The sequence below is a fragment of the Pseudoalteromonas lipolytica genome (assembly GCF_001306915.1).
Lineage (GTDB): Bacteria > Pseudomonadota > Gammaproteobacteria > Enterobacterales > Alteromonadaceae > Pseudoalteromonas > Pseudoalteromonas simplex.
In genome coordinates this window covers 96,756-110,098 of sequence record NZ_LJTC01000014.1, presented here as the reverse complement: position 1 = coordinate 110,098, position 13,343 = coordinate 96,756, and the positions used below count along the sequence as shown (strand labels likewise).

Here is a 13,343-nt window from a genome sequence, read left to right as displayed (position 1 = left end):
GTAATGAGCCAAGCAATGCCAATGGCAGTAAATCTTGTTAATACACTTGTTATTAATACCGGTGCGGGTGCAACAACAAAGCATATTATTGTAAAAGTACTGGGCGATGTTGATGTAGAAATACAGCTATTTTCACAAGGCAACAAGGTCGTAGTTGAAAAACAAGCAGCGCAGCACTACCGTTTTAATAACCTGTTGCAAGATACACCTTATACACTCAAAGCAATTGTTGCTGGTAAGGCCGAGTTTACTCTTGTTAATGAGCAGCAATTTGCAGACTATTTTAATTCAAACACGGTAAAGTCATTTAATATTGGCAGTAAGGGCGGCCCGCAACTACTTCAGCATAAAATTTTACCTAAAGGCCATGTAGAACTCACCTTACTTGCCGAACCTCCTTGCTTTGGGGTGTTTTTTGATGGCACAGGTAATAACCGTTTTAACGACATACAAGACTCAACAGACAGCAAGGAGCCTACGAATGTTGTAAAGTTGTTTGAGTTATATCCGAGAGGAGATGAGTTTATAGACGCCTATTACATTGAAGGGATTGGCACTGAAGCGAATAAAAGCGATTCAACATTAGATATGGGCTTGGCGTTTAGTTTTGATGAGCGCATAAAAAAATCACTCATATCATTGAACCGTTTTATAAGGAACAGTAATTTTGAGCATATTAGCATCGCTTTAATTGATGTGTTTGGTTTTAGTCGAGGTGCAGCCCAAGCGCGAGCGTTTATTAATCAGGTCAATGCAATATATCAAGACAAGCCAAATTATTGGGGCGGCATTAAGCCTGTTATTCGTTTTGTGGGCTTATTTGATAGTGTTGCATCTATTGGCGGCGATGGCGATAACAACCACAGCGAGTTTTACGCCGATGACGAACTTGACTACCCCATTAACTTAAACTTAGCGAGCAGCAGTGCCGGGTATGTGATGCACTTAGCTGCGTTTGATGAAAAGCGCGATAAATTTCCTCTTAGCTCATTACTCAATAGTAATAAGCAGCTATCAGAAAACCACAAAGAAATTGAGCTCCCAGGTGTGCACTCAGATATTGGTGGCGGTTACGGCCCCGTTGAAACGAGCATTCTTTACCCTCGGCAGTATATTGCGGGCCAAGCCGGTGAGCCAGAGCACGACAAAGAACTCGTACAGCTTAAACAGTCACTTGAACAAAAATATTATTGGCCAACAATTAATATTCAATTTAAAGCAAGCCGGCCAAGAATAAATCGGCAACCAAAGCGCATTTGGAATAAATCAGAAAATACAATTTACACCAGCTATAGGCCGTATTGGCGCCGGAAGTTAAGCAATATTCTGCCGCATTACAGTCTAGCGCTAATGCACGAAACAGCTGTAAATCAAGGGGTGCCGTTGCAAAACCTAGCAGAGCTTGCCAACCGTAAGCAAGCCGATGGTCAGGCTTTTCCTTATGTTTTACCAAGCGAGCTTAAATCGCTTGTAGATACAGCGCGCAGTTTTGGCCCGCAAAGTGAAGCCTGGCATGCTTTATACAAAGACTACATTCACCATAGTGTTAAATACGCGGCAACGATTGATGCGATAGCTCACGGCCCCGAAGAAGAAGCAGAATTTACCACCCAAAACCAACAGCGCGAGCTTTTTTATAACCAGCCAAGCCAAGCTGAAACAAGCACACAATGGCAATCACAACTAATAAATGGATACCGACTATGGACAAGTTTATAAAATCACTCATCTCAATTGTATGTGCTTTGTTTTTGGCAGGTTGCTCGTCAACGGGAAAAATAGATTACATGGTTGCAGGAGGTGCAACAGAAAAAGGTAACCAAATTTGGGTGCAGGCAATTACTTTTGATGATAGTTGGGGGGTTCCTATGGGAAGCCTCGGTTGTTGTTGGGAAAGTGCAGGCAAAACAAGTGGTGTATACGACCAAAAATTCCCAGAAAAAGTGGTAGTTGAGTGGCTTGATAAATCAGAAAATAGAATTTATTACGGTGAAGTGGCYATAGATAAGGCAGGGTATAAATTAGCTAAAAACTTACCTAATTTTAGTTATTACACAGGTGAAGTTGAGGACGAGATTTTTCCCTACCTAATTATTGGCATGGGTGAGACAGGTGAAATAAAAGTGTGGATATCAAATACACCTTCAGCAGGGTTCACAGGCCGTGTATTACATGAACTAGGCTCAGGGCAAGCGCAATGGCGTGAGAATAAATAAAAACCGACTATGGACAAGTTTATAAAACCACTCATCTCAATTGCATGTGCTTTGTTACTGGTAGGTTGCTCGTCAACGGAAAAAATAGATTACATGGTAGCAGGCGTAGGCACTGAGAGTGGAAATGCTATTTGGGGGCGCTCGGTGGTATTTGATGATACATGGGATAGATAAGGCAGGGTATAAATTAGCTAAAAACTTACCTAGATACACCGTTGTGAGCACTGGGCGCAAAGCAAAAGAAATCATACCTTATTTAATAATAGGAATGAGCGAGACAGGTGAAATCAACGTTTGGCTATCCAATGCGCCCTCGGGAAGAAATAGAACTGATCGTGTATTACATGAACTTGGCTCTGGGCAAGCGCAGTGGCGCGAGAATAAATAAAAACCGACTATGGACAAGTTTATAAAACCACTCATCTCAATTGCATGTGCTTTGTTTTTAGCAGGTTGCTCGTCAACGGGAAAAATAGATTACATGGTAGCAGGCGTAGGCACTGAGARTGGAAATGCTATTTGGGGGCGCTCRGTGGTATTTGATGATACATGGGGCATACCATCAGGGGCWRTTGRKTGYTGTTATGSWGAGRCWRGMGSKACAGTYRGTKTRTACGACCAAAARTTCCCSGAAAAAGTGGCGGTTGARTGGCTCGATAAATCAGAAAATAGAATTTATTACGGTGAAGTGGCYATAGATAAGGCRGGRTATAAATTAGCTCACACAGGTAAAGTTTTTAACGATGTAAAACCCTATTTAATTATTGGTATGGGTGAGACCGGTGAAATAAAAGTGTGGCTATCAAATACACCTTCAGCAGGGTTCACAGGTCGTGTATTACATGAGCTTGGCTCTGGTCAAGCGCAGTGGCGTGAGAATCAATGATGTTTTTAGAGCACCTCACTAAATAATTAGATTTTTTCCTCGTACTGTTACTTTATGTGTATGTGATAACTATCACATTTAAAAGTTAATCTAAGCAATAGAAGCTTTACCTTCCGAAACTTTAAACGTTCAATGCATTCAATTGGGTTTAATTAACCTTTAAAGCGTGATTTTATGGATTTTTAATTCTATTAACGCGATTTAAAAATCGATTTTGTGGAAAAATTATGCTTGCAAGCTGGTTTTTTGAATGTTAAAAATACAGCCACTGAACACACATTTAGTAAATTAAGATGCAAATTACACATTCAATTACATTAAAACTAAACCTCTTACTGCTTAAATCAGTGAGCGGGGCTTAGTGTATTTGCATTTGTAGAACATTAAAAAACCCCGCAACCGCGGGGTTTTTTTTATCTCGCTAATGGGTCATTGGGAACGAGGACAGTTTATGAAAGATAAGGTTTGGATTTTTGACACAACGTTACGTGATGGTGAGCAAGCATTAAAAGCAAGCCTAACCGAAGACGACAAAATTCAACTTGCGCATACCATTAGCCGCTTAAATGTGGATGTAATGGAAGTGGGTTTTCCGGTATCTAGCCCAGCAGATTTTCGCTCTGTACAGCGCATTGCGACAGAAGTGAAAGGGCCGATTATTTGTGGCTTAGCACGTGCAGTAGCAAAAGATATTGAAGCATGTGGTGAAGCACTCCGCCCGGCAGAGCAGGGCCGTATTCATACATTTATTGCAACCAGCCCATTACACCTTGAACACAAATTACGTATGAGCTTAGACGATGCAACGGCAATGGCTGTTAAGTCGATTAAACTTGCGCGTAACTACACCGATGACGTTGAGTTTTCGTGTGAAGATGCTGGTCGTACACCGCATTGGGATTTATGCCGCATCGTTGAAAAAGCTATTGATGCGGGTGCATCAACTATCAACTTACCTGACACCGTAGGCTATGTAACGCCAGACGAATACGCTGCGATGATCCATCACTTAATGAACAATGTGCCAAATATCGACAAGGCGCGTTTAAGCGTGCATTGCCATAACGATTTAGGTTTAGCGGTTGCTAACTCAATCGCAGCGGTACAAGCCGGTGCTCGCCAAATCGAATGTACGATTAATGGTATTGGTGAGCGTGCAGGTAACTGTTCGCTTGAAGAAGTGGCGATGATCATGAAGATGCGTGAAGACCACTTAAAAGTGCATACCGATATTCGTAGTGAAGAAATTTACCGTGCTTCGCGTCAAGTCGCGAAGATTTGTAATATGCCAGTACAACCAAACAAAGCAATTGTTGGTGAAAATGCCTTTGCACACAGCTCAGGGATCCACCAAGACGGCGTATTAAAAGCCCAAAACACTTACGAAATTATGTCGCCAGAAAGTGTCGGTGTACCTAATAATCAATTAAACATGACTTCGCGCTCAGGTCGTCATGTTATTGAGCATCGTTTAGAAGAGTTAGGCTATCAAAAATCTGATTACGATATGGATAGCTTATACAGCAGCTTCTTAGCATTAGCAGACCAAAAAGGTACTGTGTATGACTACGACTTAGAAGCGATGATTTACTTTAATCAAATCAAAGATAAAGACGAGAAGTACCAACTTGAGTTTGTTAACTCTACGTCTAACTCACAATCGGTGGCGAGTTCAACAATCGGCATGACAATTGATGGCGAGTCTAAGCAAGAGGCAGCAACGGGTAACGGCCCTGTCGAAGCATCATTCTTAGCAATTGAGCGCTTAACGGGTATGTCGGTTGAGATGATTGAATACAACCTAGAAGCAACAGGCCAAGGTGCCAGCTCGCTAGGGCAAGTGAATATTATCGCTAAATACGATGGTCGCCCATATCACGGCGCGGGCATTGCAGCGGATGTGGTAGAAGCGTCAGTACGCGCCATGATCCGCGTTTATAACTTAATTTATCGTGCACAAAAAGTGTCTGATTTAAAACAACAGAGGAAAGCAGGATGAGTCAATCGAATTACAGTATCGCAGTATTAGCAGGCGACGGGATTGGTCCAGAAGTTATGGCAGCAGCAGAAACCGTCTTGGATGCTGTAAGCGAAAAGTTTGGTTTTACTTTGACTCGTCATCACCACGCGATTGGTGGTGCTGCCATTGATGAGTTTGGTCAGGCACTGCCGCAAAGCACACTGAGTGCCTGCGAAAATGCCGATGCGATTTTATTTGGCTCGGTAGGCGGCCCTAAGTGGGAAAACTTACCACCGAACGAGCAGCCAGAGCGAGCTTCACTGTTGCCACTGCGCAAGCATTTTGGTTTGTTCTGTAATTTACGCCCAGCACAATTATTACCAGCACTAAGTGCTGCATCACCGCTGCGTGCAGATATCAGTGCACAAGGCTTTGACATCTTATGTGTGCGCGAGTTAACCGGTGGTATTTATTTCGGTGAAAAAGGCCGCAGTGGCGAAGGGGAGCAAGAAGCTGCTTTCGATACCCAAACATACTCACGTAAAGAAATTGAGCGCATCGCACGCTTTGCATTTGAAGCCGCTAAGCTGCGTAGTAATCATGTTACCTCGGTTGATAAAGCGAATGTGTTGGCGACCAGCGTACTTTGGCGTGAAGTGGTCTCTGAAGTGAGCAAAGACTACCCAGAGGTAAGCCTTGACTACATTTATGTTGATAACGCGGCAATGCAGTTAGTTAAACAGCCAAGTCAGTTTGATGTATTACTTTGCGATAACTTATTTGGCGACATTCTGTCTGATGAGTGCGCGATGATCACCGGCTCTATGGGCTTATTACCATCAGCGAGTTTAAATCAGTCTGGCTTTGGTTTGTATGAGCCAGCTGGTGGCTCAGCACCTGATATCGCGGGTAAAGGGGTTGCAAACCCAATCGCACAAATTTTAAGTGCTGCGCTTATGTTGCGCTACTCACTAGGGCAAGATGAAGCGGCTCGTACGATTGAAAAAGCGGTGGCAGAAGCGGTTGAAGCAGGTGTTGGTACGCCAGATATCTACCCAAATGCAGGGTACACCACCAGTGATGTTGCTGCGGCAATTGTGGCACGTATTTAATTAAAATTGTTTGCGCTGAGCTCGTCACTCAGCGTAACTAAAATGAGGGAATAGCAAGTGGCCCAAACCTTATACGATAAAATTTGGCAAGCTCATGTAGTCGCCAGCATAAATGATCAAACCGATTTACTTTATATCGACCGTCACCTAGTTCATGAAGTTACATCGCCGCAAGCCTTTGCGGGTTTACGTGAGAAAAACCGCAAAGTACGTTGCCCAGAAAAAACCTTTGCGACTATGGACCATAATGTTTCAACAAAAAGTCGCTCATTAGATGCTGCGAGTGAAGTGTCAAAAAATCAATTAATGGCACTGGATGCAAACTGTAAAGAGTTTGGTATTCAACTTTATGATTTAAATTCGATTAATCAAGGTATTGTGCATGTAATGGGGCCTGAACAGGGCATTACCTTACCGGGCACAACCATAGTGTGTGGTGACAGCCATACCTCTACCCATGGTGCATTTGGTGCACTAGCGCACGGTATTGGTACTTCAGAAGTTGAGCATGTTCTAGCCACTCAAACACTGCAGCAGAAAAAAGCCAAGTCATTAAAAATTCAAATAAATGGTCGCCTACGTCCAACCGTTACTGCCAAAGATTTAATCATGGCAGTGATCGGTAAATTAGGCACTGCGGGTGGTACTGGCTATGTTGCTGAGTTTTGTGGTGAAGGGATCGAAGCGCTGTCTATGGAAGCGCGTATGACGCTTTGTAATATGAGTATTGAAATGGGCGCAAAAGCGGGTTTAATCGCACCAGATCAAACAACTTATGATTATTTAAAAGGTCGCCCATTTGCACCACAAGGTGCTGACTTTGATAGTGCCGTTGCCTACTGGCAAACACTAAAAACTGATGAAGGCGCAGAGTTTGATCATGTTGTTGAATTAGAGGCTGCTGATATTCAACCGCAAATTACGTGGGGTACCAGCCCTGAGCAAGTGATTGGCGTAGATGAATTCATTCCTGATCCTGAGCAAGAACCAGACCTAATCAAGGCTGATGCAATCCGCAGCGCACTAAAATATATGGGTTTAAAAGCCGGTGATAAATTGTCTTCAGCAACTGTTGATACCGTATTTATTGGCTCATGTACAAATAGCCGAATTGAAGATTTACGTGCTGCTGCGCAAATTGTTGAAGGTAAGCAGGTTGCAGCGGGTGTTGAAGCGCTGATTGTTCCAGGCTCAGGTCTTGTTAAAAAACAAGCCGAAGACGAAGGCCTTGCAGATATCTTCAAAGCAGCTGGCTTTGAATGGCGTGAGCCAGGTTGTTCAATGTGCTTAGCAATGAATGACGACAGATTAGAAGCAGGTAAACGCTGTGCGTCGACCTCTAATCGTAACTTTGAAGGTCGCCAAGGTCGCGGTGGCCGCACTCACTTAGTGAGCCCTGCAATGGCTGCGGCAGCGGCAATTCATGGTCGTTTTGTTGATATCAGAGGAGAAGCCTAATGAGTGTATTTTTTAGTGGCTTAATGGCCCCGTTAGATAAAAACAATGTTGATACTGACCAAATAATTCCAAAGCAATTTTTAACGTCGACCAGCCGTGATGGTTTTGATGCGGCACTTTTTTACGATTGGCGTTATTTAGATAACGGCGAGCCAAACCCTGAGTTTATTTTGAATCGCCCTTGTTACCAAGGTGCGCAAATTCTTTTAACTCGCGACAACTTTGGTTGTGGTTCATCGCGTGAGCACGCGCCATGGGCATTAAAGCAATATGGTTTTGAAGTGATCTTAGCGGAAAGCTTTGCTGATATTTTCTTTAACAACTGCGGCAATAACCAAATGCTTGCTATCGCATTACCTGCAGAAACACTTGAGCAATTATTTGTACTGAGTGAACAGCATGATGATATTAATATCGAAGTTGATTTAGAAAACCAACAACTTCGTAGCGATAAGTTTGACACTATTCACTTTGATATTCGCCATGACATCAAAGAGCGTTTATTAAGTGGCTTGGACTTTATCGGTGTGACTGAAACACTTAACAGCCAAATTGATGCCTTTGAGCAGCAACTTGCAGCAGAACGCCCTTGGCAATAACCTGTTTTTCCATGTGAACCTAAACGCGGCCAAGGCCGCGTTTTTATTTGTGGTGCATTAATTAAAATTACAATATTTAGTTTTATGGGTACAATCTACAATCTACAAACAATAAAAGTAAGGTGAATTGCGTGAGTTACAAGTTAAAAAGGAATTTTGGAGCGCTTCTAGTCGCTGCTTTAATGATGGTTGGATGTGGCGGTGGTGGAAGTGACTCAGACGCTCCCAATGAGCAGCCATTAACAGTTTCAATAGATGGCCCTGTAAGTGTATCGGAGGATGACGGGTTTACGCTGCAAGCAAATATAAACAAAAGTGATACTGATGTCTCATTTCAATGGCTTGATTCAGAAAACAGCATAGTAAGTGATAAGGCGATATTAAAAGTAGAATCATTAGATGTGGTTGAAGATACTGCTTTTAAATACAGGTTATACGTATACTATGAAGGTAAAGAATTTAAGGCTGAGCATACAATTAATGTAAAGCATCGCATTAATGTTTGGAAACAACCTTTAGATGCAGCTAAAACAGTTTTGCTATTGCAAAACGTACTTCTCGATGAAGCACAAACTATTAGTAATCACTTGTTAGCAAAGCTTGAACGAAAAAATATCGACCTCGATAAAGTATGTGAAAATGGAGGGTTATATACTCTTTCATATTTGGATAATGATGATTCTAGCACTATTTCTGTAGGGGATGTATTACAGGAATCTTTCCAGGATTGTTCTGATTATTACCGGAATACCTTAAGTGGTCTCAGAGTAGTTACGATTTTAGAGGCTGACCTGCAAAACGGTATTATTGAGTTTAACGTCAACAACAGTGATATTGAAATACTGGAAAGTGTTTACTCATATAATGAGTTGATGACGTTTAAGGGAAGCTACTCTACTCACTTTTCATATTCACCTAGCGTTCGAACTATAGCTATAGCAGCAGATGAAAAACTCCAAGGTATATCTTTAAAGCCATTTAGCTACGAAGAAGCTTTTTATTACGTCAATATTAAAGAATTGAACATTGAAAAAGTAATCGACTTTAATACAGCGACTTACACTATAGATATCAATGGTACTGTTAATGATACAAATTTAAATGGTGAGTATAGTTTCTCTCAAGAAGATGCATGGTATGGGTACTTTATGGAGTATCCGCATAAAGGCTCTATCAAAATTAGCTCAGCAAAAGAGTCAGTTCAACTTGCTAGTAATTTTGTTTCAGATTCTGAAAAGCTAAACGTTAGCTATAGTGAAGAGCAGCGTCAAATTTATTGGTCCAGCTACCTCGTTTCAGCTATGTCTTCGTTTAATATATTTAACAATATCAAAACATTTCGGGCAGATAACTTTGAGCATGTGCTTGATACTGGAAGTGTTAATAATAATTCTGTTCAGTTAGATGGTCCAGTAACGTTAATTTTTTCAAGACCTGTAGCTGCTGATACCTCTGCCAGTGCATATTTTCAAACTCCATTAGGGTATAAGTATATTAATATTCCAGCTAGAGTTGAGGTTAATGGTGCATTAATTAATATTTATCCAGAACAGCCATTAAAAGCTGATACAAACTATGAGTTACATGTTTCGGGTATTACAAGTATTACAGGACAAGAGTATAGCTGGATAGATTTGGATATAAAAACTACTGATAGTATTATTCCTAATCTAACAAGTTCTAGCTATTTTTATCAAGACAATCATTATCCTACGCTGAGTGTTGTAGGTAGTACTTTCAATGAAGGCCAAGCTCAATCTTATAAGTGGGTTGATTTATATAATGCTGGTATAGAATTTGATGACGAAAATGCAGTTTCTACAAGTTTTAGCTTACCAGAAGGAGTTGAGTCAGATATAACCATTGAAGTGGTGATGACTAATGATCTAGGTGATGTTGCAAAAGAAAGGATAATTTTGCAGTACTTACCTTACTCAGGAACATATCTTTTTATTGATGGTATTGAAGGTGATTACGTTAGCCAAGGTGAGAAGGTAGTAGAGACGCTGACAACGGGGGATTTTTCTGTATCTCGTGATTCAAATGATCAATCCCATTTGCAGTTCTCTTTTTATAATGATGAAAGTTATTGGAATATAAACCTGAAAGCCCCTCGTGATTCAAGCTTGTCTGTTGGCGAATATTTAAATGCCACTCGCTACCCTTTTCAAGATGATTCGGCAGCAGGATTAGAGCTTTCTGGTATGCATAGAGGGTGCAATACGCTTTATGGACATTTTGAAATATTTGAATTAGAAGAAAGTTCTAATGATGAAATTCAAAAATTAGCTGTAAATCTTACACAGATATGTGGAAGTGGAGAATCTCCAGAGTTAAAAGCTTATATTCGATTTAATTCAGCAGTACCATTAAATCAATAACTATAGATATTGAAACGCGGCCAAGGCCGCGTTTTTATTTGTTTCTAAAAAATAAAGTTGTTAATTTGGTTGGTAAGATAACGAAAACAACAAATAACTATGTGGCCTCTTTCTCCTAAATCTATCGGCATCTTGATGGGTGTGTTTTACGGCATCAGCATGCGCATCTTTCTTGAAATTAGCGGAACCTTTAATTTCGGTAGCCTTGTTACTATTTCGTTTATGTTTTTAGTGCCTGTGGCTATTGGGTTTATACGGGTACATTTTGAGTACAATCAACTATCGTCGATGACATATGGAAGAATGGCGGTAGTCGCTTGGCAACCTATTTTTGTGTTCTTATTTGTCAGCGTAGTAACTCTTTTAGAAGGAAGTATCTGCGTTGCAATGGCTCTCCCTGCATTTATGTTTTTTGCTAGTATTGGCGGTATGTTAGCAGGGCTATGTCATCGCCTTTGGGAAAAGAAAAGCAACAAAGCGGTGATGTCGGTAGCTTTGTTGCCGTTGATCCTTTCTCCTTTAGAGCTCAACTTTTTACACTTATCGAAAACTTACGAAGTTAAAAATACAATTGTTATCAATGCGCCTGTTGATGTTGTGTGGCAACAATTAGCTAATGTTAGCCAAATTCATGAGGGCGAATATCCAAGTTCATTTTCGCAATTAATTGGTATTCCTAGGCCAATTCGAGCTGATATGAGTGGTGATGGGGTAGGTGCAATTAGAACCAGCCAGTGGCAGAAAAATGTTGTATTTAAAGAGGTAATAAGCGAGTGGCTGCCGAATGAGAAAATGCTATATAACTTTGAGATTGACCCAGAGTTAATTCCTGATCATGCACTTGATCAGCATGTGAAATTAGGTGGTGAATATTTTTCGCCGCTACATGGCGGTTATGAGTTAGTTACAAGTGGTAATAATCAAACGCTGTTAAGCCTTAAAACGACGGTACTTGATAACACTAACTTTGGCATTTATTCACGAGTATGGGGGGAGGTGATCTTTCAGGACTTTCACCGAGCACTTCTCAAGCTAATGAAAGTTCGCGCTGAAAATGACAACATATTAGTTGTAAAAGCATGATGACGACTCGCTGTCTAGCAGCTTATCGTAATTGTTTTCTTTATGGCTATTAAGCTATTAGGCTAGGCTGAAATTTTATTTAGGGAACACACCATGAAATACTTAGTGGCACCGATGCTCGTGGCAGCATCATCAGTAGCGGCTGCACGACCTGCACCGTTAGTGTCAATTCCAAGCCATGATGGCTTTTTTGATAATATCGCTGCCCATTGCGGTAAAGCTTACGAAGGTAAAGTGAGCGTTGATAACGCAGCTGGCCCGAGCTCATTTGTGGGCAAAAAGTTAGTAATGCATGTACGTCGTTGTAACGAGCGTGAGTTACAAGTGCCATTTCATGTAGGGGATGATGCATCTCGTACTTGGATCATCACAAAAACGGGCAGTGGACTTAGTTTAAAGCATGACCATCGCCATAAAGATGGCAGCGATGATAAATCAACCATGTATGGTGGGCATACTCTTGATGCGGGTTTTGCTAACGCACAGTCGTTCCCGGCTGATCAGTATTCAAAAGAGTTGTTTGTGAGTCAAGGTATTCCCCAATCAATGGGTAACACGTGGCAAATGTATATTTATCCAAAGCAATTTACGTATCGCTTAGTGCGTGAAGGACGTGAGTTTCGCGTTGATTTTGACTTAACAAAACCTATCACGCCGCCAAGCGCGCCGTGGGGATATGAAGACTAGTACTATTTAGCTTCGTCTTCACACTGTAAAACAACCGTTAAAGGTGGCTGATAGGCGCGTGGTTTAGTTGGAAAACGTTCATACTCCTGCACCCCATCAGTCACTCTTAGCATAAAAGGTTTGTCTCTACATAAGCGACTTGCATGGCGCAGTAAGAATACGCTTTGATTGCGAAAGTGCTTGTAGTCGTCAGACTGAATTTCGAGGTGGTAGCGGCCGTCGGCCAATTTAGTTTGGTAGTAATGGACTTTTTCGTCGAAGTCATAGAGCTTTTCGGTTTCGCCTTTTGCTGCTTGTGCATTACTGCACCCCGCTAACATTAAAACGGCGCTAATTAATAGTGCTTGTGTACTTCTCAGTTCACTCATAAACACTTAACTCCATGTGATTAATACCTTGTTTCATCGTGATGTTGAACCTGAATTAGCATCCATAGTCAAACTAAGGTAACGTTACGTCTTACATGTAGTCTAACACCCAAAAAGGGAAAATGTGATGCTCAATAAAATAAAACAGCTGTTTTCAGCGCTGAATGATACCCAATCTAGCATTACTGAGCATGACCTAAAAACCGCCGTTGCTGCGTTATTGATTGAGGTTATGCGTGCAGATAATGAGTTACAAGATGATGAGCAACAGACCCTGAATGAGACCTTAAAGAAGTATTTCTCGCTTAACGAGGAAGAGGTTCAAGAGTTAGTTGCAAGTGCATCACAAAGCCTAGATGATGCAATAGATTATTTTCAGTTTTCAAAGCAAATTAATGCCCAGTGCAGCGCCGAGCAGCGTATTGATATCATCGAACTGTTGTGGCGATTAGCCTACGCAGATGGCAATTTAGATAAGCATGAAGAAATGGTTATTCGCCGCGTCGCAAGCTTACTTTATGTAACCCATGAAGACTTTATCGCTGCTAAGCTAGCAGCGACAAAGCTAAGTTAGTAGCGATAAAACTAGGCTA

The 13,343-nt window shown here is 41.4% G+C and carries 13 protein-coding genes; 12 read left to right on the top strand and 1 reads right to left on the bottom strand.

Features of this window, described 5'->3' with window-relative positions:
- Positions 1-3 precede the first annotated feature (3 nt).
- The 11 genes from AOG27_RS18550 to AOG27_RS18500 all read left to right on the top strand — a co-directional run bounded on the left by AOG27_RS18550 (position 4) and on the right by AOG27_RS18500 (position 12,382).
- Positions 4-1,719: a T6SS phospholipase effector Tle1-like catalytic domain-containing protein gene (locus tag AOG27_RS18550; RefSeq protein WP_054554479.1), complete on the top strand. Its 1,716-nt coding sequence runs from the start codon at positions 4-6 to the stop codon at positions 1,717-1,719.
- Positions 1,704-2,216, top strand: a complete 513-nt coding sequence (locus AOG27_RS18545; protein ID WP_054554478.1) for a DUF2931 family protein — start codon at positions 1,704-1,706, stop codon at positions 2,214-2,216. Before AOG27_RS18550 ends, AOG27_RS18545 begins: the two co-directional genes overlap by 16 nt.
- Positions 2,217-2,370: 154 nt before the next feature.
- Positions 2,371-2,604, top strand: a complete 234-nt coding sequence (locus tag AOG27_RS21810) for a hypothetical protein (RefSeq protein ID WP_235523721.1) — start codon at positions 2,371-2,373, stop codon at positions 2,602-2,604.
- Between the two features lie 249 nt (positions 2,605-2,853).
- Positions 2,854-3,102 carry a hypothetical protein gene (locus AOG27_RS21805; RefSeq protein ID WP_235523720.1) on the top strand — a complete coding sequence of 83 codons (249 nt, stop codon included), beginning with the start codon at positions 2,854-2,856 and terminating at the stop codon, positions 3,100-3,102.
- A gap of 451 nt (positions 3,103-3,553) precedes the next feature.
- Complete coding sequence (leuA, locus tag AOG27_RS18530) at positions 3,554-5,101, top strand: 2-isopropylmalate synthase (RefSeq protein ID WP_054554476.1); 1,548 nt, start codon at positions 3,554-3,556, stop codon at positions 5,099-5,101.
- Entirely contained in the window at positions 5,098-6,174 is a 1,077-nt protein-coding gene (gene leuB / locus AOG27_RS18525) for a 3-isopropylmalate dehydrogenase (RefSeq protein WP_054554475.1), read from the top strand. The genes leuA and leuB overlap by 4 nt, the downstream gene beginning before the upstream one ends.
- A 57-nt stretch (positions 6,175-6,231) precedes the next feature.
- On the top strand, positions 6,232-7,632 hold the full coding sequence (gene leuC, locus AOG27_RS18520; RefSeq protein ID WP_054554474.1) for a 3-isopropylmalate dehydratase large subunit: 1,401 nt from the start codon (positions 6,232-6,234) through the stop codon (positions 7,630-7,632).
- On the top strand, positions 7,632-8,231 hold the full coding sequence (leuD, locus tag AOG27_RS18515) for a 3-isopropylmalate dehydratase small subunit (RefSeq protein ID WP_054554473.1): 600 nt from the start codon (positions 7,632-7,634) through the stop codon (positions 8,229-8,231). Before leuC ends, leuD begins: the two co-directional genes overlap by 1 nt.
- Positions 8,232-8,362: 131 nt before the next feature.
- Positions 8,363-10,612: an Ig-like domain-containing protein gene (locus AOG27_RS18510; protein ID WP_152967170.1), complete on the top strand. Its 2,250-nt coding sequence runs from the start codon at positions 8,363-8,365 to the stop codon at positions 10,610-10,612.
- A 159-nt stretch (positions 10,613-10,771) separates the two neighbouring features.
- Complete coding sequence (locus AOG27_RS18505) at positions 10,772-11,695, top strand: hypothetical protein (protein ID WP_327077895.1); 924 nt, start codon at positions 10,772-10,774, stop codon at positions 11,693-11,695.
- 93 nt (positions 11,696-11,788) lie between these two features.
- Entirely contained in the window at positions 11,789-12,382 is a 594-nt protein-coding gene (locus AOG27_RS18500) for a hypothetical protein (RefSeq protein WP_054554470.1), read from the top strand.
- A 2-nt stretch (positions 12,383-12,384) separates the two neighbouring features.
- On the opposite strand, the gene AOG27_RS18495 is transcribed toward AOG27_RS18500, so the two are convergent.
- Positions 12,385-12,702, bottom strand: a complete 318-nt coding sequence (locus tag AOG27_RS18495; RefSeq protein ID WP_251603649.1) for a hypothetical protein — start codon at positions 12,700-12,702, stop codon at positions 12,385-12,387.
- Between the two features lie 175 nt (positions 12,703-12,877).
- Here AOG27_RS18495 and AOG27_RS18490 point away from each other — a divergent pair, with 175 nt between their 5' ends.
- Complete coding sequence (locus AOG27_RS18490) at positions 12,878-13,324, top strand: TerB family tellurite resistance protein (protein WP_054554468.1); 447 nt, start codon at positions 12,878-12,880, stop codon at positions 13,322-13,324.
- Positions 13,325-13,343: the final 19 nt, after the last annotated feature.